Genomic DNA, 23,654 nt, shown 5'->3' on the forward strand with positions numbered 1-23,654 from the left:
ATTTTACGTGTCTTAGTGTTGATCTCCTGTAGTCCTCCTTCTTTTCTCCGTGTGAGATGGTTTTTACAAGGAGAAATGAAGGAGAAAACAATGAGAACGTGCTTCAGTGCAGTAAGTAACCACAAAAATGTAATAACACTTTTTATCTTAACTCTATTTTTGACAAACACTCTATGTTTAGCGTTGAATTTAATATTTTCAATTTAGGATGAGTGTCTGGGTTAATTTGTTTCTTAGTGTTGCTCTCCTGCAGTCCTCCTTCTTTTCTCCCTGTGAGATGGTTTTATTTTTACAAGAAACAATGAGAAGGAAATAAGGGGGTGTTAGTAGAAATAGTCGTTACTTTTTAAAATTATGCAGTTATAAAAACACTAAACTGAACTGCTTTTATATTGCAAGATTGGCTCTGCGGTGAAGGTAATAAATATAAAATGAAAAAAACACTTTCAAGTAAACTTCATTACTCGAAAGTGTTCAATAAATAACAAAAAACACGACAAAAATTAAAAGGTTAAATTAACCTAAAAATTTGCCTAAACCGTCTGTTAATATTTGTTTGGCTTGTTGTCCTTGCTCTGTATCTAAATAGCTTTGGGCTGTAGAAATAAAGTTAGTGATCATTTCTGGTTTTAAACCTAAAGCTTCAAATTGCTTTTTAATATCGTTTACTGACTTTAAAGAGTCGCTATATTCTGAAGCTTTATCAAGTAAACCGCCAAAGCCTTCGCTAGAACCAGAGTTTAATTGGCTAAGGTCTGGCATTTGGCTAACAAGCCCTTCTACGCCAGGAACAGATTTAGCTAAGGTGCTAAATTGGTCAGCAGAAACATTATCTTTAACAAAATTAAAAATAGCTCCCATGCCGCCAGCTGCTTGGTCTGCGTTAACATCTAATGAGCTAGTTAACATATCTACTAAACCATCTGTGCTTTGTTTAGTTACTGCTGGTGCTTCGATTGTTTGCTCTTTAGTTTCACCTAAACCAACTAAGCTTTTTAAGCTGTCAAACCAACTAGTTTCTTCTGCTAAAGCCGACGTGCTTAAAGTTGAAATCGTTAAAAGTACGATAATTTTTTTCATTTGGAACATCCATTTTTATAAATTAGTTTTAAGAATTGTAACAATTGTACAACATTTAACTTCAGGATATGAACTGCTAAATTTTTCTTCAGGCTAAAACTAAAAAATCAAAGCTTATAACCCTGGCAATTAGGTGTATAATATTAAGTAATGTCAGCCAAATTAAGTCGATCATGAGTCAAGAAAACGAACAATTAAATAATCCTTTGCACGGATTAAAACTAGATACACTTTTAAACGAGCTAGTCACTCATTATGGTTTTGATATTTTGGCTGAGTATACGCGAATTAATTGCTTTAAAAGTAATCCAAGCCTTGCATCAAGTTTAAAATTTCTCCGCAAAACCGAATGGGCGAGAGAGAAACTAGAGCGTTTTTACCTTTACGATTTTAAAAATTTACCTGAGCCGGGTGAAGACGAATTTGAAATACCACCACGTAAACGTATTATTCCCTTACATGTAAAGCCGAAGAAACCAAAAGTTTTAGTGCGCGGCGAAGCCATTATTCCTTTGAGTAAAGATAGCTTTAAAGAAACTCATCGAAGTAAACCTGAGCATAAAAAGCCTTATAAGTCTGAACACAGTCGCAGTAATAGTAACGTGAAATCAAATGACAAACGTGAACGTGGCTCTACAAAAGGTTCTAATGAAAATAAACCATTTGATCCTTATGCTGATGCGCCTCGATAAAAACAGCTTAATTTAAACACTTAAAAGCCCTAAATAACCTGTATTATTTAGGGCTTTTTTTTATTAGTTTATACGTAACAATTTAAAGTTTAAAACGAGCTACAGAGTCTGTTAACGAGTGCGCTAGTTGATTTACATCATCACTTCGGTTTGATAACTCTTGCGATTCTGCTGCATTATGTGTCGCAGCTTGCGCGGCTTCATTCATTGTAACTTCAATTTCTTGGCTAAAGCCTAGTTGTTCATTTGAAGCGACACTAATACTTTTGCTCATTTCATCAATGGTGTGTAATGCACTTTCAATTTGTTTGATAGCATTATTTAATTCTTGGCTTTGAGCGACACATTCCCCTGCTTTATTTTGTCCTTGTGAAATGGCAAGTTCCGCCGATTGAGTTTCTTTTTGTAATGAGTTAATCATTTGCTGAATTTCAGCTGTAGATGCTTGAGTGCGAGAAGCAAGTGACCTAACTTCGTCAGCTACAACAGCAAACCCACGACCATGTTCACCCGCTCTTGCTGCCTCAATGGCTGCATTTAAAGCCAACAAATTAGTTTGATCAGCAATACTGCCAATTGTATCTAAAATCCCACCAATACTATCACTGTGCTTACTAAGCCTTGCCATTACGTCAACTGAGTCACTTAAACTGCTTGATAATGACTCAATACGACTGCTGTTATCATCAGCTATCGTGCGTATTTCAAAACTATGCTTTGAAGCTTCAGAAACATTATTAGCAGTTAAAGTGGCTTCATCAGTTACGTTAGAGGAACTAATAAACATTTTTTCAGCGATTTGCTTGGCATTATTTACGCGAGCAATTTGTGCTGAAGTAGACTCGGCAATTCGATGGCTCTGTTCACTGGTGACTTTCGCTGACTCATCTAAAGAGTATGCATTTTGACTTATATTTTTAAGCAATAGCGTTAAATCATCACTGAGTTTGTTGATGCTATTAAATAAATCACCAAATTCATCCTCATTGGTAATTGTTAAACGTTGCGTTAAATCTCCCTGTGCAATTAACGCCAAAGATTTATTCGCTGATGCTAAAGGCCCTAACATAGTGCGTGTAGTTGCTACTGCGATAAAGGTCGCTAAAACTATAAAAATCAATGCCATATATATAGCTAAATTAACACCGGTAGCGACTTTAGATTTTGTCGTTGATTGCAACTCATCGAAACGTTCTTCTGCCAGTGACAATAACAAGGTTAATTGATGGTAGCTTTCATTGAAACTCTCAACAGAAAGATTATATGCAAGTATTGCATTGGTAAAATCATCAAGCGCTTGTTGTTTATTTTGATATAACTCAGCCGGTTCAACTAATAAGTTATTTAAGGTTGCAAACTCAATAGCAAATGCTTCTAGTAACGACTTATCGTTAACATCGGTAAATAACCGCTGCATAAATTCGTAATTATCGTTGATATTAGCCATTAAAAAACTTACATCATCTTTGTGCTGCGCCAAAACACTAAGTTCAGAGACCTGTTTTAAGCCTGACATAGTGCTTTGCAACGTAAACAACATATCATCTATTCTTGTACCGTTGCCGATAATATCTTCTAATAAACGCGCTTCGCCGGGCAATACAAGTAACTCTACATCGAGCATATGATTACTTGCTCGGTCACGACTTGTTAAAAAGGTTTGATAGTTAGCTTCAAACCTTTCATTTGCTGAAGCTACATTTTTTTTAGACAGATAGAATTTTTCACTTTGGCTTACATATGCTTGATAATGTATTTTTGCCTGCTCCAGTGTTTTTAGCATCTTAGGTTGGTCAACTAACTTGCCTTTTAACACAGTCACTGCCGATTGAAATTCTTGGTTTAAATCAGCGTATGCTTGTTCACTTTTAAGTAAGTCCGACGTATTGGTTTGGGTAAACCCCAAGGCGCCTACTTTCATCATATTCAGTAATTTGATCTGTAAAGCGTTGCTTTGTTTCTGAACGGGCACAGCCAACAACTCAACATTAGTGTTAGCTTGACTAATTTGGTTTAATGAATTGTAAAAAAATATGCTTCCTGCAACCAATAAAATCCCTATTGTGCTAAACCCCATTATTATTTTTTGTTTTATTGTTAATGGTAGGTTGAACATAGACACCTCTAAATAAACTTTCTTATGTATTAAAATATCAATCGATTCGATTAGCCACGATTATAAGTTGCACATGGAAAATGTAAACAACACTGAAAACAAACACCTCGCACAACAATTAAAAACTCAACTCCTTCTATATATTATGGTTGGTAAACAAACTTTTTAGCAATTTTTCTGGAAAATAAGTGAGTTTTCACTAAATAGTATGTTTAAAGCGTGAAAAGTTTGGGCTGGATTATACCTTAAGTCTGCTCTATTATCATCTAACTGGTCGAACGTCCGATCAGCTAAAGCTAAACAATAAAACTATGACGTAAAATAAAAATTATAAAATTATAAAATTATGGGGATATATATGCATTTAATCAAAAATGTGGCAGCGATTGCTGTACTGGGTTTAACGCTTTGTTCTACCGCAGCAGAAAGTAAAGAGCACAAAATAGTGTTGATTCACGGCCTACAACCACAACAACTGATATCAGATGGAGACGTAACAGCTAGCGGACAAGATTACTGGCAGGGTTATTGGAATAACGTAAGTGACGCTAGAATCGATTGGCCTTCATACGAGCGCATTGAAGGTAAAATAGCCACAGACTATTTATGGCCAAAGTTAAAATCATTCTCGCAAAGCAATTTTTGCGACCCTGGTTGTATATTTGTAACACATTCAACCGGCGATTTAGTGGCACGATACATTATAGACAATCAAGAAACTTGGTTAGAAAATGCTGGCCTTGCACCACTTAATATTGTTGCAACATTCGATATTGCTGGTGCTGGAGGCGGCAGTGAACTTGCAGATTTAGCGGTAAGTGTTGCCCAAGGAACAGAAACTTGGACCTTCATTATTGAAGCTGCTTTAGAGGCTTGGCTTGGAGGCGACTTAAGTGATGAAATGGGTGTACTTCACGACCTAAAAGTGAATAATGCCAGACGCTTAGCACCATTACCTGATGCACGAATTCCACGTTTACGCTTTGTGGGAGATGCTTCAGAATATTTAGGTGTTACAAGCCCTTTTATTCAAGGTAATGACGACGGTGTTGTTGGTAGTCATTCGGCATGTGGTGGTAATCGCCAAGCACGCTTTGGCAGTTGTAGCTCACAAGTTGATTTTAACGGCAAAATTGCCAATCAAAATAATGCTGTTTCAGGTTTCATGCCTTATCACTACCCTATGTTAATGGGTGAAAAATATAGCCATGGCTCACTGCTTGAACCTTCGCAAGCGGGTAAAGTTACAGCAGCAAGTAATCATCAAAATACGTTATCTGGTGAAAGTGTTCACTTTGACACATACACTAAAACAAGTGGTTGGTGGATTTGGAAAAGTAACTACCTTTATGTAGAAAATTCAGTATCAGACAGTATGTCAACATTGATTTATGATGCTATCCCTAATTAAAGTTTACCTTAGTTTTTATTAATAACCGCAAAAATATCAACTTGAGTTAAATATGGCTGTGCTCTATAAATGTAAGCACTATAGAGTCACAGCCATTTAACTAAATACGAATAAAAAATTAAAAAGTAGAAGACTTTGACATGAGAAAAAAAGCTGTTTTAAAGCGAACAATTATATTAAGCCTAGTAGTTTTTATTACATGGCTGTTCTGGCCCACAATGTCGGAGCAAAAAACGCCAAAAACCAAACAGGAGCAGGTAAAAAAAACAGTTCAACCATACAGCCCCAAACAAAATAAGAGCAACCCACAAACTGCAGCAGTGTCTATTTTACCAGACAAAATAACCTCTAACGACTCAGCAACACTCGTAGCCAAAGCCTATGCTAGCGAGCTTAATTTCCCGCCCTACTCACAACCATTAACCTCACAAGATTTTGACCGATTAGAACCTAATCATTTCAACCCACAATCTATTCCAGTTGATGATTTTGGCAACAGCGTATCGGCAGCATTATCTAAATATCGTTATACTTATCCTGAAATAGTTTATGCGACCCTCTCAGGTGAGAATATCGATAACGCATTGCTACAACTTGTCGATATAAATAGTGGTAAAACACTACTAACACGCTCATTTAATCAAGAAGATAACACTTGGCATGCAGAGTTTGACGGCGAGCGAAACTTACCAAATCAGCTTCAAGCAACGGTTAAAGCAAGTATTAACGGTAAAGTGATAAGCTTAGCATTAGCACTACAATATGTTGACTCGGTCGCCACTCTTGAAAGTTTCGAACCTGCTATCAGCCAAGATGCAGATATGGTAATTACGGCAAACTTAACTACCAGAGAGCAAGGACTTTATCGTGTAAGGGCTAATTTATTTGATGCTAACAACCAGCCAATCGCACATTTAGTGAGTAAAGAAAGGCTTAATAAAGGTTCTGATTCACTTGAATTAAAAGCCCATCAAAGTGTATTACAAGGCAGGAAAGCACCGTTTTATCTCTCAACTTTTTCTGTTGAGTTAATGTCTCCAGCACCTGGTAAGCCGACAAAATATGGCGATAGCAGTATCAAAAAGCATGAAATAATAGACTTTGCCACTTCAAGTTTAAGTGCGCTACCATACCAGCCTAGTCAGCAAGAACAACAGCGATTACAACTGTTGCAAAATATGGCGCAAGGTAAGTGATTTAAAACCTAAGACAAGGTTATAACGATGAACATTATGCTAGCTAAACATAAACATGCAGAAAGGTTGTCAGAGATAATACAAGCAACTTTTCATCTTGCTTGTCCAGCAACCTCTGATAGAGATTTGCAATCAGTTTATATAGCTAGGCACTTATCTGCTCAACACTTTCAACGATTTATTAGTGATGATCAACTTCAGGTTTGGGTGGCACTTGATTCAAATGAACCCGTTGGGCTGGCGGTTATCGATCTTAAATGTGAGCAAAGCCCACTGCTATCAAAATTGTATGTTTTACCCTGTTATCATGGCCAAGGGGTTGCACAAAAGTTGTATAAAGCCGTTATCGATTATGCAAAAACCTCAGGTTACCAAGTATTAAACCTTTTGGTATATTCAGGTAATGTAAAAGCGAAGGCATTTTATGAAAACCAAGGTTTTAAGTTTATTGGCTGTTGTGACTTTAAAATGGAAACAGAGTTACATAAAGATCACTTATATCAACGTTTAATAGCATAAAATCTTCAAGGTATATAAGTTTGATCGGTTCAACTTAATAAACGTTAACGCAACACCCAAATGAGAATTAACATGTCTAAACCTACAAAGTCTACTCCCGCATACACTTCGCCTGCGGGTGGTTGGGGCGCACTTAAAAGCTCAGCTAAACATTTAATTAAAAGTGAGAATGCCGCTAAAAACGTTAAAGCATTATTACGCGCAAACCAGCCTGGGGGTTTTGACTGCCCTGGTTGTGCTTGGGGCGACGCGCCTAAAGCCGGTAAAGTTGATTTTTGTGAAAATGGCGTGAAAGCTATCGCATGGGAAGCGACAAGTAAAAGAGTAGATGCTGACTTTTTCCAGCAACATTCGATAACCGAGCTACAACAATGGGATGACCATTCACTCGAAAAAAGTGGCCGATTAACACAACCCATGTTTTTTGATGGTAAAAATGATCACTATCAAGCCATAACTTGGGACGATGCGTTCAGCATTATCGCTAACAACTTGAAAAAGCTGCCATCTCCTAACGAAGCACTCTTATATACTTCTGGTCGAGCGAGTAATGAGGCCGCTTATTTGTATCAATTATTTGGCCGAGTTTTAGGTACTAATAACTTTCCCGACTGCTCGAATATGTGTCATGAAGCCTCTGGCATAGGCATGACCAGTAGTTTAGGTACCGGCAAAGGCACGGTTACCATGGCTGATTTTGATGAAGCAGATGCTATTTTCGTTTTTGGTCAAAACCCAGGGACAAATCACCCGCGCATGCTAGGCACCTTACGAAAAGCCAGCAAGCGAGGTGCAACTATTGTGAGTATCAATAATTTACAAGAGCGTGGCTTACAACAATTTTTAGATCCGCAAAGCCCGAAAGAAATGATCCTTTTTACTGGCACCAACATTAGTCAGTATTATTTCACGCCTAAGTTGGGTGGCGACATGGCTATTCTGCGTGGTGTAGCTAAGTTATTATTAGAGCGCTTCGAGCATGATAAAAGCGTACTTGATAACGAATTTATCGCAGCACATTGCCATAACTTTGCCGCTTATCAACACAGCGTAACAGCAACGCCTTGGCAGCAAATAATCGACCAAAGCGGGCTAACAAAAGCTGACATAGAACAAATTACTGATATTTACGCGAGTAAGAAAAAAGTAATTTTTACCTGGGCTATGGGCATTACGCAACATAAGCACTCGGTAGCGACCATTCAAGAACTGGTTAATGTATTATTGCTTCGAGGTAACATTGGCAAGCTAGGCGCTGGAGCATGCCCTGTTCGTGGCCATTCAAATGTACAAGGCAATCGCACCGTCGGCATTAATGAAAAACCGTCTACGGCATTTCTTGATGCTTTAGAAAAACAATATAGCTTTAAACCACCGCGCGAAAATGGCTTAAACACCGTTGAATCTTTACAGGCTATGTTATCTGGTCAGGCTAAAGTTTTTATTGCTTTAGGTGGTAACTTCTCTGCCGCGACACCAGATACCACAAGAACATATCAAGCATTGCAACAATGTGATTTAACCGTGCAAATAAGTACTAAGCTCAATCGAAGTCATGTTATTACCGGTAAACAAGCGTTGATTTTACCTTGCTTGGGACGTACTGAAATTGATAACCAAAACAGTGGAGAGCAGTGCATTACAGTTGAAGACTCCATGAGTATGGTACACAGCTCTACTGGCCAAAATGAACCAGCTTCACAGCATTTACGCTCTGAAACAGCCATTGTTGCCGGAATAGCCAAAGCGGCTGTTGGTGAAGATGTGATTAATTGGACAAACCTCATGAGCGACTACAGCTTAATTCGTCACGATATCAGTAAAGTGTTGCCTGATTTTTCTGACTTTAACCAACGAATAAAAATTGGTAGAGGTTTTCATTTAGAAAATAAAGCGGCGCAACGTCAATGGAAAACACGTTCTTCTAAGGCAGAATTTTCAAGCGCCCTGTTACCCGAACAATTAGCACATGAAGTTGCTCAAGCTTATACCGAAAAACCAATTTTAACGTTGCAAACTTTGCGCTCACACGATCAATACAACACCTCTATTTATGGTATGGACGATCGCTATCGCGGTATATATGGCGAACGTCGTGTGGTTTTTGTTAATGCTGAAGATATGATAAAACAGCAACTAAAAAATGGTGACAAGGTAAAAATAACTACCGTATCAAATGACAATATTGTACGTTCAATTAATGACTTTAAAATAGTTGAGTATGCTATTCCACAAGGCTGTGCAGCGGCTTATTACCCGGAAACAAATCCCTTAGTACCATTGGAAAGTACAGCTGATAATTGTGGCACACCCACGTATAAATCAATTGCGGTTACGTTTGATAAGTTATGAGGTATTAATCAACTTATTATAGCTAATAGCATTTAACCAATACGATGAACGAGTGCACCTTTGCTGATGCGCTCGTATGGTAAAGTAACGTTTGAGCTACCTAAAAAGTAAAATGAATTAGCTAAATTATTGATTGATAATTTCTTGTTACTGAAATGTTTTATATAGCTAATATCATGAAACTTATAACTTTATATAAATAAAAGTAAAATTGCCCCACCAACGCCCATAATGGCGAAATATTCAATCCCTTGGTTAAATTTAGTCAATAACCCAAAATACACATAGGTAACACACAACATAATTATGCTAGCAATAAAGAGCGCTAAAAATGGAATATCTGAGAACAGGCTAAAGAAAAAAATAGGTAGGCAATAAAGCAATGTTGGAGATAATGGCTCAGTTTTAATATCGTGCAATTTAAGCGCCGCAATTAGAAATAGTATTTTAAATAGCATCCGTACCTCGATAAAATAAGTGCCCTTTAAAGGCGAAATAGTTTTTAGTTTTTAGTTTTTTAGCTAAAACCTTAGTAAAGCTTAGCTCATGTTTTAGCTAATTTTTGATTAACTGCCCCAATCCTCATCCAAAATATCTTGTCGTTTCGCTTCGTATTCTGTTGTTGTAATTAAACCATCTCGATATAAATGCTCAAGTTTTCTTAAACGGTTGGCGTAATCTTTCTCAGGAGGCGAATTATCTGGCTTTGTACTTTTAAAACCTTTCAGCGTTAAATCATGGTCGGTTACTTCATGGTGAAGGCTCTTCTTACCAAAAGCATTGCGGTAAGACTGATAAATATTTGCGCAAACCACAATCAGCCAAACGATCATAAATAACTTACCAAAAAGTGGCATCTCTGAAAAATCGAATGCCACTAAGGCAACGATTAACATCCCGATCCCAACAACTAAACTAACGGTTGAATTATATTTTGATTCTTTGGTTTTTGATGTCCCAAATAACTTCATTTAGAAATCCATTTTAATTAGTTTGTACTTCTCGAAAAATATCATGATTAACGCTATATAGGCTTATTATTCATGATATTTAAAGATAGTTTATTACCCTTTAGCGAGCATATAATCTAACCAGCGTGCTGGCAATAGTCGTTTAAGTACAGCAAATAACTTTGTTGCCGTGGTAATTCTATAGCGCACTTTAGGCTTTTTACTCTCTAAGGCATGAATTAAGGCTTGGGTAACATCAAGTGGCTCTAAGGTAAAAGGCGCATTCGATTTTTCACTATTTAAGCGCGCAATCTGTTGTTGGTATTGTTCTTTATGATCGCTATTGTCTAGATCAATATTGGCGTTAATAGCCGCTAGTGCATTAGCGCGAAACTGCGTATTAATCGGTCCTGGTTCAAGTAAAACCACTTCAATATTCGCACGCTTTAATTCTAGTCTTAAGGTATCTGTAAGCCCTTCAATGGCATACTTTGAGGCATTATAAGCACCGCGATATGCCATAGAGACAAAACCTAAAACTGAGCTACATTGAATAATTCGACCATGCCCTTGGCGTTTCATTATTGGTATTATTTGTTTGGTGAGTTCATGCCAGCCAAAAACGTTGGTTTCGAATTGCTCTCTTAGTACCTGCGAGGGTAAATCTTCTAATGCTCCTGGTTGTCCATAAGCGCCGTTATTAAATAGATAATCTAAACGTCCACCTGTTTGTTCTAGCACTTGGCTAACCGCTTGGGTAATACTGTCAGTATTTGTAAGGTCAAGTTGATATGCCAACAGGCCTTTAGCTTTCAAGTCAGCAACATCTTGTGGTTTTCGTGCCGTGGCAAATACTTTATAACCTCGTGCAGAAAGGGTTAAGGCTGCATGTAAGCCAATGCCGCTTGAGCAGCCAGTAATTAGAATAGATTTTGTGGACATGATAAAGACAAGTGATTAAGAATAGATAAACAATAGCTTACTTGAATATTAGAATGATTAGAACAATAAAAGGGATAATATAGAGATGATAAAATCAAATAAAAGTGCAAACAAACAAGCCGTTATTTTAAAATAAGCACTATCAATATAACTGCTTTGATAGTGCTTTTATAAGGTAGACTCGCAAGCTAATAAAAATTACGACTTATTTGGAATATACTTACAAAGTTTTACTTAAAAATCAGTCAACCTTAGCAACTTCATCGAGTTTATAAGTAATTTCATTTAAAATTTTCGCTGACCAATCAGGTGCAAAAACGTTAGTTTGCATTGCTCGCTTAGATACCACTTCAACCTTACACGTGTTATCAGATTCACTATCAACAAAAACGGCTACATTCTCGCCATAGCTAAACGCTGTAATACCACGCTGTGCCAATATAATACCGGTTTCTTTTGATGAAGAAATAAGCTCTAACTCTGAAACGTTAACAGCATTAACCGCTAATGGCCAAATATCTTCTTTTGAATAGTTATATGTTTTTGAAACCCCCGTACCTTTACCTTTAACTGAATCAGCAAGGGTTGTACAACCGGTTGTTATCGTTATCGCTAGTACTAATAAAATACTTCTTAAAGTCATGGTAACTTCCTTTATTTCTATAATTAGTGTCCTTGTCAGGACTTTTTTGATGTTACTGATGTGTAGCTCGTTTAATCAAAGACGGTAACTAAACATTAAATTTGGCCATTATTTCATATAACGTCAAACGTCAGGCTTCGCTTTATTATTTCCATTATTATTAAGAATATATCACCACAGTGCCTGCCATTTTGTCATGCCAACCCTGTTTTTTATCGTCCCATACAATCCATAAAAAGCCTAAACCTAAAGCAAACATAGATACATAATAACCAAGGTACCTAGTAATGCACTGCAATGGTGTAGGCTGATTACCGGTTTTAGCGTCTACAATTTTTGCTGAAACAAGCATTTTACCTGGCGTTGCTGATTTATATATCCAGAATAAAATAACAACTAAAACAGGTAGAATATAACTGATAATAAAATCGCTTGAACCTTTAAACGAGTCGTCTGTTTCAAAATATTCAGCGCCATAAATCGAATATAAGATAGGTAATGTCAACATAACCACGAGTACTGAATCAATAATGCTGGCTAAAAATCTAGACCCAAAACCAACATATTGAACCGCTTCAATATTTTGTACCCTATCGTTTTCTGATATATCGTTATTTTCCATTGAACTACCTTAGATTGATTATTTAAAACTGAGTCGCTTAAAATTATTATTTTACAAAGGCTTATTCAATAAATTCTGATGCAATATTTTCAAAAGCAGTAGTTGACCAAAAATTTAACGCTTGACCAATACCATCATACATAACGGTTAACTCTTTTTGACCTAACGGTTGTTGATAGAACTTTGTGTATTGTTCAATTTCTTGCTCTGTTAACTGATCGTAAATAAAATATGAAACCATGATCATTTGTTGCTCTAAGGCTGGACGCATCATTTGTTCCATTTGAGCCATTTGCTGCTGAACTTGCTCAGTGTTAATGCTCTGACCGGGGTTAGCAACCGTTAAACCTTCAACCGTACCTTTTGCAACTGCCAATACTATATTTAGCGAATGCTCTACCAAGTTAGTTACTTCCACAAATTCTCTGATGACTTTAACTCGAGCAGGTGTTGGAGGGGTTGTTTGAAGTGCTGCCATGTAGCTCATAAAGTCTTGATTAAAGCTAGGCGCTGAAGCTTTTTCTTCAGCCAATTTTATTCTTCTGGCTAAATCACCATTTAACCACTGCAGTAACTGCTGCATTTCACTAGCGGTAAAATTGTCTTTAACGTGTTCAGAAACAACAAGCTTCACCTCTTCTAGCTGCCAAGCATTCAACAAGATTTCCATTACTTTTTGAGATTGCTCCGGATCTTTCGCCGTCATCTGCATTTGCTGATTCATAGCGCGCATTTGTGCAGGAATCCCTTGCAAGGCAGAGTCTATACCTGAAAGCGCTAAATATTGTGTAACATCTTCATCACTAATGTTTTTAGCTGCACTAAGTTGACTGAAGGTTAAAGACAGTAAGAGTATTATAAAATTCAGTAAGTTTATTTTTTTCATTGTCATTCCTTTAACTTTATAAGTTATTTAAATTTATATTGTTTAACCTCTGAACAATATCACATAGTATTATTATTGACGAAAGTTATTTCTTTCTGCTTATATAAATTAATTACGCCGTTCAACCTACCTAGAATACAAACATAAATCATTGAAATTAAAGTTGATTAACACTGGTTAATTCACTAACCTACTATTTCAAAGCTAAGATGTAAGCGCCGAATTTACTCTGTGCTAAGCCACCTCAATGAAAGGAATGAAAAACACATGCTCAAAGGTAAATTTTCATCACTCAAGTATTACTTATTACCGTTATTAACCATCATACTCACCGGTTGTTTTAACGCTGATCCGGCTGTAAAAGCAGTCAATGCATATATCGAGCAACAAAAAATAGATAAAAATCAAGCACAATGGAAAACTAAACTAGAAAAACCTGAAGTGGTAACATTTAACCCTGAAGCTCAATACTTCTGGGACCTTGAAACAACAGAAGGAAAGATAGTAGTTAAGTTATTTCCTGAAACAGCACCGATGCACGCCACAAGTACTCTATATTTAACCAAGCTTGGTTTTTATGATGATTTAGTATTTCACCGCGTTATTTATAAGTTTATGGCTCAAGGTGGTGATCCTTTAGGAAATGGCAGTGGTAATCCTGGCTATAAATATGCGGGGGAATTTGACGGTAAATTAAGTCACGACAAACCTGGCTTACTCAGTATGGCAAACTCAGGACCCAATACTGACGGAAGTCAATTTTTCCTAACCTTTGCTGCAACACCTTGGTTAGATGGTAAACATACTATTTTTGGAGAGGTGGTCGAAGGGTTAGATACCACATTGCCAGCCATTGAAAGCCTTGGCAGTCGCTCTGGCCGTACTCAAAAAGAAGTAAAAATTATTAAAGCCACTATTCGGGTTGAAGAATAACAGCCTTGAAGCGCTAAAATAGACCTTAACAGCAGATAAACAAGTATTCTGCTGTTAACTCTGCCTAATTACCTACGGTTAAGAATTTTCTTTATTCAACGAAGCCTTAGCCGCTTCTACTTTTGAAAAATCAAAACCGAGTTCATTTACTGCTTCTTCAATTAAGCCAGGGTTTTGTATTAACATCATCATGAGTGCTTGCAGTTTTTCTTGTGGAATACCTAACTGCTGTACCGTTACCATCGCCATCATAGGGTTTTCTGTTAATGCTTGAAATACTGTTTTTGTTTGTTCGTCACTTACGTTATGTTCTTTTAAAATTGCAATAATTGGATTCATGAATTTACTACTCTCTATTTTATAACTTAATTTTTGGTGCTTAATTGTTAATTAGGATTTGCCTAACTTTGGGCTTGAGCATATCAATTACAAGCTTTACTGTCGTGGCTTCAATTATACTATTGCCGCTTTAAATGTAAAAACTTACACTATAATTTGTTAAACAAAATATAGTACTGATTAAGTACGCTGGTTTTTCGGCACATAATTTAAAATTGAAACAGGTACCACTTTTTTAACTGGGAAGGGTTCAAACTCTCTTCGTTCAATAACGTGCCCTAATCGGCTTTCTATAGCGCAAAGGTTTCTAAAGTTATCTTTGGCAACAAAAGATACTGCTTCACCATTTTTACCTGCTCGACCCGTTCGGCCAATACGGTGAATATAGTCATCAACTTTATCCGGCAAGTCGTAATTTATTACGCGCGCTAACTCACCAATATCTATGCCCCTAGCCGCAATACCTGTAGCCACTAAGAAGTTAATTTTACCGGCCTTAAAGTCATTTAATATTTGTTCGCGCACGGCTTGTGTTCTGCCGCTGTGAATCGACTCTGCAGCAATACCACGTTTTTCTAATTGACTAACAAGCTTAGCCGCACCATGTTTTGTTTCAATAAAAATTAATGCTTGCTGCCAGTGTTGTACTTTAATTAAATAACTTAATAATGCTGATTTATTAGTTTTATCTACGGTAACTAACCATTGCGTTATTTTCGGCTTAGATGTACTGTTTTGAGCAATTGAAATTTCTGTAGCATGATGCAGTGTTCGTTTTGCCAGTGCTCTAACATCATCGGAAATGGTCGCTGAAAATAATAAGTTTTGACGGTGCTCAGGCAAACGTTCAATAATTTTATTAATGTCATCAATAAAGCCCATATCTAACATTCTGTCAGCTTCATCAAGCACAAATGCTTCTAGTTGGTCAAAGTAGACTGCTCGTTGGTGCAACATATCAAGTAAGCGTCCAGGCGTTGCTACCAGAATATCGATACCCCAAATTAAGCGTTGTTTCTGTGGCTCTATTTCTGTACCGCCATACATAGCCATAGAACTGAAATTTAAATATTTACTGTATTGAGCAACGCTAGCTTCAACTTGAATTGCTAGCTCTCGCGTTGGTGTAACAATTAACACACGAATGCGCTTACCGCGAAGATTTCGCTCTGGTTCATTGTCAACAGCGTGCAACTTTTCTAATAAAGGCAATACAAAGCTCGCGGTTTTACCCGTTCCGGTTTGCGCTGCAGCAATCAGGTCTTTACCTGATAAAATAACCGGTATTGCACGTTTTTGAATATCAGTCGCTTCGCTATAATTTAAATCAGCTATCGCGTTGATAATTGGGCTAGAGAGCCCGAGTTTGGAAAATGGCATACGGTGTCCAAAATGTATAATTGGCATACAAAAAGTAAGACCAAATAAACTCAAAATATTTAACAGGGAGGTTAAGTGCGAGTATAGCAGTTTTAAAATTACGCTTGTAGCTTGAGCAGAGTTTAAATAAGTATTTTATTTACTGAGGAGTTTAAAGCTAATGCGTTATAAATTCTTATATAATACTTTAATCATTATATAAAAAATGCCAACTAATATGATTAGTTGGCATTTTTTTAACTACCAGTTAACGGGTTTTATCTAATCTAATTTTTTAGTTAGAGTAAGAATAGTTAGAAGTAATGTTGAAGAAAGTATCAGCAGATTGACGACCTAATCTAGCTTGGTAACAACCTACTTGTTCATCACACGTTTTTCCTTGTAACTTTGAGCCAGTCGTTTTCTTTCTTCTTTTAAAAGTAACTAATTGCTCATCAAATAAAGTCGTTAACGGCGCAGAGCTAACCGTTATTATTTCGATATGTGATTTTGGCCAAGCAAAGTTATCATCTTTATTTTTAACTAATGGTTTCTTTTCCATCGCCGCTAAAAGCTTCGGAAATGACGCTGAGTTTTTATTAATAGACTCATTAATTGACGTTAATAGCTCAGGTAGCCTTTTGTCTTTTTGTTTATACGCTTTTGCTAAATAAAGATCAGCTTTCGACAAGTTCTTGCTCACTAATTTATCGTTTATAAATAGTGTACCTAGGAGATAATTTGCATCTTTATAATTATCTTTAGCCACTTTCTCTAAATATTTTACGCCGGTAGCAACATCTTTATTTTTTTCGCTAATTAAAGAAATAACACCGACAAGATATTGAGATGATGGCTCTCCTTTTTTAGCGGCCTTTTTAAGATACTTTAAAGCTTTATCTTCATCTTTATCAGTACCATAACCAATGTAATAAAATTGGCCTAAAGTAGCATTCGCTTGAACATAACCTCGTTTTGCACCCATTTTAAATTTTTTAAAATAGTCAACACAGTATTTGCTCTGACATTCTACAATTTCTTCCGCTTTCAAGTTAACTGAAAGAAATAATAAGGAAAAAGTCAGTACCACTCCTAATAAGTTCTTCATATATGTCCTTCCGTATTGTGTGAATAGAGTTTTAATCCATGTAATATTTACATTTAATTAACGTAATCAGCATAAATTATGTACATATAGTTATCAACTTTATTAATGTAACAAAACTAATTTTGAGGATTAACCTATCTAGCCTAAGTTAATTTATCGCCTGATTAATTATTCATCTACAGTGAAGTTTCACGTTAACCAAAAGCTAATGAATCGCGGCAACGCTCTGGTTTGGTCAAGATATATAATAGTTAAATTTTCAACAATATTTTTTTAATAACGTTGCTCTGCAAAGAGCTACTATTATTTAAAATAATTGATAATAAAAATGCGCTAAATAAGAATCAATAAAAGCAATATACTTTTAGACAGTATAGAATTCATCTTATTGATATTTAAACTTTAAGATGGCCCACAACGAAATGAAAGACTTAACTCAAGGTTCAATTCCAAAGCATTTAATCTCTATGGCAATGCCTATGATGATAGGAATGTTTGTACAAACCTTGTACTTTCTTGTTGATTTATATTTTGTCGGTAAATTAGGAGCAACGGCTTTAGCTGGATTAAGCTTAGCAGGAAACGCTATGTTTTTAATTTTTGCTTTAACACAAATTATAAATATTGGCACAGCAACCCTTATATCACATGCGGTTGGAGCAAAAGATCAATTAAGTGCCAATGGCATATTCAACCAATCAATGATGATCTCAAGTGCCATTGGAATTGTCGTTTGTGTGATCGGCTATCTTGGCGCAAATAGTTACCTTAGTTTTGTTTCTCAAGATGCAGAAACAATCGTTATGGGTTTAAGGTATTTATATTGGTTTATTCCCTGTATGGCGTTACAGTTTTTAATGGTTTCTATCAGCGCGGCACTTCGAGGAACTGGCATAGTAAAGCCAACGATGATGATTCAAATGTTATCGATTTTGGTTAATATTATACTTTCCCCAATATTAATTGCCGGTTGGGGTACAGGTTACGCAATGGGCATTGCTGGTGCTGGCTTGGCGAGTTCTATTTCAGTAGTTTTTGCCGTTATTTTGTTATTGTACTATTTTAAAACCTCAGAGAAGTACATCAGCCTTGATTTCAATCAATGGCAAATCGATAAAACAAGTATAAAAAAATTATTTGCAATAGGTTTACCCGCAGGCGGTGAGTTCTTTCTCATGTTTCTTTATATGGCCACTATTTATTGGCTTATTCAGCACTTTGGTGCCAACGCACAAGCAGGGTTTGGCCTAGGCTCACGAGTAATGCAGGCGCTATTTTTACCTGCAATGGCTATTGCTTTTGCTGCTCCAGCCATTGCAGGACAAAACTTTGGTGCACAAAATTACCAAAGGGTTCGGGAAACATTTAAGTGGTCTGCAATTATGACCTGCAGCTTAATGACTCTGCTAACAATTGTATGCTTATGGCAAGCAGAGTTATTACTCGTAAGTTTTACTACCGATAAGCAAGTGATCATGATCAGTGCCGCTTTTTTACAAATTATTTGCTGGAACTTTATTCCCTCAGGCATAGTGTTTACTTGTTCTGGTATGTTTCAGTCATTAGGTAATACTTGGCCGGGGCTAATAAGTACAGCAGCGCGTTTACTGGCTTTTATTTTTCCAGCGCTTTGGTTGTCGAATCAAAGTGATTTTAAGATTGAGCAGTTGTGGTACATATCTGTATCAACTGTTTGTTTTCAAGCGCTGCTCAGTTATTACTTTTTACGAAGAGAGTTTAAAAGTCGCTTATTACCTCAGCGACTTTAGCCACAATAACACTGTATATTGGTATCACTAACAACAAAACAGAAAAATCTAATCTATACTCCTCAATATAAATAGTTTAATTATCAGTCTTTTATTGGCTTACATTGCTGATCGCCATAATAATTATTACTGTAATTGCACATTACATTCGATTTATTGGTATTTACATTAGCTTGATGGCTAGGTTTCAAAAAGCTTTGAAGGTTTACAGTTATATTTATCAATATATTTTTCATTGTTTTTCCTCTTAATTAGATATAACACTCTGATAACGTATTCATGATGACTTAAAGTATTGGTTCGGTAAATTTGATTAAATCAATAAAGTCATCCTATAAAACAGATACATAAAATTTACTTAGTAACCTGCCAACACTAAAGGCTTAAGCTGCACTTTTTAGACAATTCTTGGCTAAATATATCTCTTAACAGGGTAAGTTCATTTGTGCGTACGTAATTAGGACGAATAACTAACGAGATAGTGCGATGTGGACCAGGCTCATTTAAATGTATCGCTCTAATTTCTGACTCATTGTAAATTAATTGATCTAATGCCATTTGTGGCACTAACGTTGTTCCTAACTTACCTGCAACCATTTGAATCAAAGTATGTAAACTTGCAGAATCGAAATCAGTATCTTGTTTTTCACTTTGCATGCTACAAGCCGCTAAAGCATGCTCTTTTAAGCAATGGCCATCTTTTAACAACATAAGCTTGTCAATTTCTAATTCTTCACTGGTAATTTCTTTCAGCTGATTCGAACATTCATCTTTATGACTAACCCAATAAAAATCTTCTTGCCAAAAGTTGAAGCTCATTAAGCCTTCTATCGGAAACGGCAGCGCAAGTACTGCGGCGTCAATATCACCTCGCCTGACCATATCGACTAAGACTTGTGATTGTTCTTCAATTATTCTTAATTTAAAGTCAGGATGTTGTCGTCTCACTTCTGGCAGCACTTTCGGTAATAAATACGGGCCTATAGTGGGTATAACGCCTATGGTCATCGCATTAGCAAAAGGCTGTTTATTCGATTGCGATATTTGTAGTAACTCATCAATCTCAAATTTTATCGATTTTGCTTTTTTTAAAATTAACTGGCCATGGTTAGTGATCAGCACTTGTTTATTGTTACGCTCAAAAATAATGGTACCTAGCTGCTTTTCTAGCTCAATAATGGCTGTGCTTAAAGCCGATTGAGAAACATGGCAAGCATCTGCAGCTTTTTTGAAGTGTAAGGTTTTTTCTACGGCAAGGGCGTAATGTAATTGTTTAAGTGAAATCATAATATTGAATTTCAAAACCTCAGTAAAATCGTTAATTGTTTTAATAGATAATATCGAACATTTTTCTTAGTTTAATCAATTTTTTGCAACCATGTTCTCTTTACTGAGTTAAGTTAACTCGATATTGCTTAATGTAAAAATTAAAGCATTGATTTAAAAATAAAAAACAAATAATTCTAAAAAATTGAAGACTATCTTCTATCTAATAGATTATCCAAGGTAGTGGTTCCACACTAAGCTTATAGCACATTAATTTTGACAATCAGTTAACCGTCAGAAAATACTGAGGAACTATTATGCTTAAAAAATCACTTCCAATAGCTGCGGCAATTACCGTTGCGCTTTCAACCATCACACTGTCGAGTAACGCTTTAGCTACTAACGCAACAAAGACCAACCAATTTTGGTGGCCAGAACAACTAAACTTAAGCCCGCTTCGTCAACACGGCGCCGAATCTAACCCGTATGGGGCCGAATTTAACTATGCAAAAGAATTTGCCACTATAGACATACAGCAACTCAAAAAAGACATTGAAACGACATTAACCGACTCTAAAGCTTGGTGGCCTGCCGATTGGGGACACTATGGTCCGTTAATGATTCGAATGGCATGGCATAGCGCTGGGGTTTATCGCGTACATGACGGTCGAGGTGGTGCTTCTGGCGGTCAACAAAGATTCGATCCATTAAATAGCTGGCCAGACAACGTAAACCTCGACAAAGCACGTCGCCTGCTTTGGCCTGTAAAACAAAAATACGGCCGTAAACTTTCTTGGGCTGATTTAATGGTACTTTCTGGCAATGTAGCATTAGAGTCAATGGGCTTTAAAACCTTCGGTTTTGCCGGTGGCAGAAGCGATGACTGGGAACCCGATTTAGTTTATTGGGGACCAGAAACAACAATGCTTGATGACAAACGTCGCGACAAAAAAGGTAAATTAAAAGGCCCACTTGCCGCTGTAGAAATGGGCTTAATCTATGTAAACCCCGTTGGGCCTCATGGCGTACCTGACCCACTATTAGCTGCTAATGATATCAGAATGTCGTTTGGTCGCATGGCGATGAATGATGAAGAAATTGTTGCCCTTATTGCCGGTGGTCATACTTTAGGTAAAGCACATGGCGCGAAAAAACCTGACAAGTGTGTTGGCGCAGAGCCTGCCGCTGCCGCTATTGAAGAGCAAGGTTTAGGTTGGAAAAATAAATGTGGCTCAGGTATTGGAGCAGATACCAGCAGTAGTGGTTTAGAAGGCGCATGGACAGTAACGCCAACACAATGGTCATCTAACTATTTAGACAACTTAATGAACTTTACTTGGATACAAACTAAAAGCCCAGCTGGCGCTATTCAGTGGATACCAAGCGAAAAAGGCGCTGAAAACTTAGTGCCTGATGCACACATTCCAAACAAACGTAATGCGCCGATTATGTTCACCACAGATTTAGCACTAAAAGAAGACCCTAGCTTCCTTAAAATTGTTGAGCGCTTTAGAGCAGACCCAAAACAGTTCGACAAAGCATTTGCTAAAGCTTGGTTTAAATTAACTCATCGCGATATGGGACCTCGTGCTCGATATGTAGGCACAGAAGTACCTAGTGAAGTGCTAACCTGGCAAGATCCGCTACCAGAAGTAAAGCACCCGTTAATTTCTGCTAAAGATATAGGCAAGCTAAAACAACAAGTTTTAGATTCTGGAATAGCGACTTCTGCATTAGTTAAAACAGCATGGGCGTCAGCAGCGAGTCACCGTGTGACCGATATGCGCGGTGGTGCCAATGGTGCCCGTATTCAACTTGAGCCGCAAAAGAGTTGGCCGGTAAATAATCCTGCAGAGTTAAGTAAAGTGTTAGCGAAGTTAAAGTCTATTCAAGCAGACTTTAATCAGCAGTCAAAGAACAAAAAAGTGTCGTTGGCTGATCTTATTGTTATAGGGGGTGCTGCAGCTATCGAGCAAGCAGCTAAAGCGGCAGGATATAAAGTTGAGGTACCTTTTGTTGCTGGTCGAGCCGACGCGACTCAAGCGCAAACTGATATTAAATCATTTAATTATTTAAAACCTGACGCCGACGGTTTTCGTAACTATTACAATGAAGATAGCTACATGTCACCTGCAGAAATGTTGGTTGATAAAGCAAATTCATTGGGCTTAAATGTACCAGAAATGACAGTATTGGTTGGCGGTATGCGTGTATTAAATGCCAATTTTGACGGTTCTTCATTGGGCGTATTAACTAAAACCCCCGAAGTATTAACTAATGACTTTTTTATTAACTTACTTGATATGTCTACCACATGGAAAAAAGACCAAAACAACGTAGGCGTTTATCAAGGATACGACCGCATGTCTAATGCATTAAAATGGCAGGCAAGCCCTGTTGATTTAATTTTTGGTTCAAGCTCAGAGCTACGTGCTATTGCGGAAGTTTATGCTTCTGATGATGCAAACAATAAATTTATTAATGACTTTATTAAAGCATGGGTCAAGGTTATGCAACTTGATCGTTTCGACCTAAAGTAAATGTAATACAGAGTTAGTTTTATATTAAAAGCGAGTATGGCTTAGTGGCTATACTCGCTTTTTTGTAGCATCAATCCTACCAGTGCATAGGATCAACATGATAATACTGAGTTAGCTGTTGATATAGTTTTGGGTGTTGCTGACTAAACTGCCTAGATTGCTCAAAAAACACCTCACTCGCTACAGCAAAAAATTCTGCAGGATTTGTTGCACCATAATAATCAAACAATGAAGGCTCTCCCCTACTCGCTTGTTTTTGTAATGTTTCAAACTGCTTGTTAAAAATGGCTGACCAAGACTGATAACTTTGATTTGCTGCCAATATAGGTGCACCATTAGCGCGACCGTCTTCTTGATCAAGTTGGTGGGCAAATTCGTGAATCACCACATTGCGTCCATCGTCAGGTATTTGTGCACCTTCTAAGGTATCTTGCCACGACAGCACTACTTTGCCAAAATCCCATGATTCACCCGCTAGCACTAATTTTTGCGTAAAATAAACCCCGTCATTACTGCGTGTTTGTTGTTGTTTAACAAAAGCACTGGGATAAACCAATATAGTGTGTAGCTTAGGATAATAATTAGTTTTACGATTGAGTAATAATAAACAAGCTTGAGCCGCAATAGTAATTCTTATTTCATCTGTGATCACAACGCCATTACAACCGACAAACTCTTTTTCAGCTAAAAAAACTTGAATGTGTTTTTTTAGCTGCAACTGCAAGTCTGCTGGCATTTGTTTAAAATATGGCATGCGCTGCTGAATAATTTTGCGCCATTGCTTTTTAAACGGTTTGGCTTTTATTAAACGCCGCTTATATTCTAGCCAATGGGGTTTTCCAACCAAATAAGCAATCAGCAGTAAACCAATAAATACAGGTAATAAAAAGGAAAACATAATACATTTCACAAAGGAGTTTTATTATAAGAT

At 37.0% G+C, this 23,654-nt stretch carries 21 protein-coding genes; 8 read left to right on the forward strand and 13 right to left on the reverse strand.

Annotated elements, in window-relative coordinates:
- Window positions 1-516 precede the first annotated feature (516 nt).
- Window positions 517-1,080, reverse strand: coding sequence for a DUF2780 domain-containing protein (locus B6A32_RS12350; RefSeq protein WP_085304464.1), 564 nt, complete (start codon window positions 1,078-1,080; stop codon window positions 517-519).
- Window positions 1,081-1,253: 173 nt separating this feature from the next.
- Here B6A32_RS12350 and B6A32_RS12355 point away from each other — a divergent pair, with 173 nt between their 5' ends.
- Complete coding sequence (locus tag B6A32_RS12355; RefSeq protein WP_085304465.1) at window positions 1,254-1,772, forward strand: VF530 family protein; 519 nt, start codon at window positions 1,254-1,256, stop codon at window positions 1,770-1,772.
- An 82-nt stretch (window positions 1,773-1,854) separates the two neighbouring features.
- Here the strand turns inward: B6A32_RS12355 and B6A32_RS12360 are convergent, their stop codons facing one another.
- On the reverse strand, window positions 1,855-3,888 hold the full coding sequence (locus B6A32_RS12360; RefSeq protein WP_085304466.1) for a methyl-accepting chemotaxis protein: 2,034 nt from the start codon (window positions 3,886-3,888) through the stop codon (window positions 1,855-1,857).
- Between the two features lie 358 nt (window positions 3,889-4,246).
- Here B6A32_RS12360 and B6A32_RS12365 point away from each other — a divergent pair, with 358 nt between their 5' ends.
- The 4 genes from B6A32_RS12365 to B6A32_RS12380 all read left to right on the forward strand — a co-directional run bounded on the left by B6A32_RS12365 (window position 4,247) and on the right by B6A32_RS12380 (window position 9,366).
- A complete protein-coding gene (locus B6A32_RS12365) occupies window positions 4,247-5,299 on the forward strand; it encodes a hypothetical protein (protein ID WP_085304467.1) in 1,053 nt (350 codons plus the stop codon).
- 218 nt (window positions 5,300-5,517) lie between these two features.
- Complete coding sequence (locus B6A32_RS12370; protein ID WP_143327906.1) at window positions 5,518-6,495, forward strand: hypothetical protein; 978 nt, start codon at window positions 5,518-5,520, stop codon at window positions 6,493-6,495.
- Window positions 6,496-6,522: 27 nt separating this feature from the next.
- Complete coding sequence (locus B6A32_RS12375) at window positions 6,523-7,014, forward strand: GNAT family N-acetyltransferase (RefSeq protein ID WP_085304469.1); 492 nt, start codon at window positions 6,523-6,525, stop codon at window positions 7,012-7,014.
- A gap of 72 nt (window positions 7,015-7,086) precedes the next feature.
- Window positions 7,087-9,366 carry an FdhF/YdeP family oxidoreductase gene (locus tag B6A32_RS12380; protein ID WP_085304493.1) on the forward strand — a complete coding sequence of 760 codons (2,280 nt, stop codon included), beginning with the start codon at window positions 7,087-7,089 and terminating at the stop codon, window positions 9,364-9,366.
- A 191-nt stretch (window positions 9,367-9,557) separates the two neighbouring features.
- On the opposite strand, the gene B6A32_RS12385 is transcribed toward B6A32_RS12380, so the two are convergent.
- The 6 genes from B6A32_RS12385 to B6A32_RS12410 all read right to left on the reverse strand — a co-directional run bounded on the left by B6A32_RS12385 (window position 9,558) and on the right by B6A32_RS12410 (window position 13,409).
- Window positions 9,558-9,824 (reverse strand): hypothetical protein, encoded by a 267-nt coding sequence (locus tag B6A32_RS12385; RefSeq protein WP_085304495.1) that lies wholly within the window; start codon window positions 9,822-9,824, stop codon window positions 9,558-9,560.
- 108 nt (window positions 9,825-9,932) lie between these two features.
- On the reverse strand, window positions 9,933-10,337 hold the full coding sequence (locus B6A32_RS12390) for an SHOCT domain-containing protein (protein WP_085304497.1): 405 nt from the start codon (window positions 10,335-10,337) through the stop codon (window positions 9,933-9,935).
- Window positions 10,338-10,430: 93 nt separating this feature from the next.
- Window positions 10,431-11,258, reverse strand: a complete 828-nt coding sequence (locus B6A32_RS12395; RefSeq protein ID WP_085304499.1) for an SDR family oxidoreductase — start codon at window positions 11,256-11,258, stop codon at window positions 10,431-10,433.
- Window positions 11,259-11,499: 241 nt separating this feature from the next.
- The gene (locus B6A32_RS12400) at window positions 11,500-11,901 is read right to left on the reverse strand and encodes a hypothetical protein (protein WP_085304502.1); all 402 of its coding nucleotides are present in this window, start codon (window positions 11,899-11,901) and stop codon (window positions 11,500-11,502) included.
- Between the two features lie 160 nt (window positions 11,902-12,061).
- Window positions 12,062-12,523: an RDD family protein gene (locus B6A32_RS12405; protein WP_085304504.1), complete on the reverse strand. Its 462-nt coding sequence runs from the start codon at window positions 12,521-12,523 to the stop codon at window positions 12,062-12,064.
- A 61-nt stretch (window positions 12,524-12,584) separates the two neighbouring features.
- Entirely contained in the window at window positions 12,585-13,409 is an 825-nt protein-coding gene (locus tag B6A32_RS12410; protein ID WP_085304506.1) for a DUF2059 domain-containing protein, read from the reverse strand.
- A 267-nt stretch (window positions 13,410-13,676) separates the two neighbouring features.
- Here B6A32_RS12410 and B6A32_RS12415 point away from each other — a divergent pair, with 267 nt between their 5' ends.
- Entirely contained in the window at window positions 13,677-14,342 is a 666-nt protein-coding gene (locus B6A32_RS12415; protein WP_085304509.1) for a peptidylprolyl isomerase, read from the forward strand.
- A gap of 78 nt (window positions 14,343-14,420) precedes the next feature.
- On the opposite strand, the gene B6A32_RS12420 is transcribed toward B6A32_RS12415, so the two are convergent.
- From B6A32_RS12420 to B6A32_RS12430, 3 genes are all read right to left on the reverse strand, one after another.
- Entirely contained in the window at window positions 14,421-14,681 is a 261-nt protein-coding gene (locus B6A32_RS12420; RefSeq protein WP_085304522.1) for a DUF2999 family protein, read from the reverse strand.
- Window positions 14,682-14,861: 180 nt separating this feature from the next.
- Window positions 14,862-16,061, reverse strand: coding sequence for a DEAD/DEAH box helicase (locus B6A32_RS12425; protein ID WP_085304524.1), 1,200 nt, complete (start codon window positions 16,059-16,061; stop codon window positions 14,862-14,864).
- 274 nt (window positions 16,062-16,335) lie between these two features.
- Complete coding sequence (locus B6A32_RS12430) at window positions 16,336-17,148, reverse strand: tetratricopeptide repeat protein (RefSeq protein WP_085304526.1); 813 nt, start codon at window positions 17,146-17,148, stop codon at window positions 16,336-16,338.
- Between the two features lie 422 nt (window positions 17,149-17,570).
- Here B6A32_RS12430 and B6A32_RS12435 point away from each other — a divergent pair, with 422 nt between their 5' ends.
- Complete coding sequence (locus tag B6A32_RS12435) at window positions 17,571-18,917, forward strand: MATE family efflux transporter (RefSeq protein ID WP_198946912.1); 1,347 nt, start codon at window positions 17,571-17,573, stop codon at window positions 18,915-18,917.
- 375 nt (window positions 18,918-19,292) lie between these two features.
- Here B6A32_RS12435 and B6A32_RS12440 read toward each other — a convergent pair whose 3' ends face one another.
- The gene (locus B6A32_RS12440) at window positions 19,293-20,204 is read right to left on the reverse strand and encodes a hydrogen peroxide-inducible genes activator (protein WP_085304529.1); all 912 of its coding nucleotides are present in this window, start codon (window positions 20,202-20,204) and stop codon (window positions 19,293-19,295) included.
- Between the two features lie 296 nt (window positions 20,205-20,500).
- Between B6A32_RS12440 and katG the strand changes: the two genes are divergently transcribed.
- Complete coding sequence (katG, locus tag B6A32_RS12445) at window positions 20,501-22,723, forward strand: catalase/peroxidase HPI (protein WP_085304531.1); 2,223 nt, start codon at window positions 20,501-20,503, stop codon at window positions 22,721-22,723.
- 76 nt (window positions 22,724-22,799) lie between these two features.
- Here the strand turns inward: katG and B6A32_RS12450 are convergent, their stop codons facing one another.
- Window positions 22,800-23,621, reverse strand: a complete 822-nt coding sequence (locus B6A32_RS12450; protein ID WP_085304684.1) for a M90 family metallopeptidase — start codon at window positions 23,619-23,621, stop codon at window positions 22,800-22,802.
- Between the last annotated feature and the right edge of the window lie 33 nt (window positions 23,622-23,654).

The sequence above is a fragment of the Colwellia polaris genome (assembly GCF_002104515.1).
Lineage (GTDB): Bacteria > Pseudomonadota > Gammaproteobacteria > Enterobacterales > Alteromonadaceae > Cognaticolwellia > Cognaticolwellia polaris.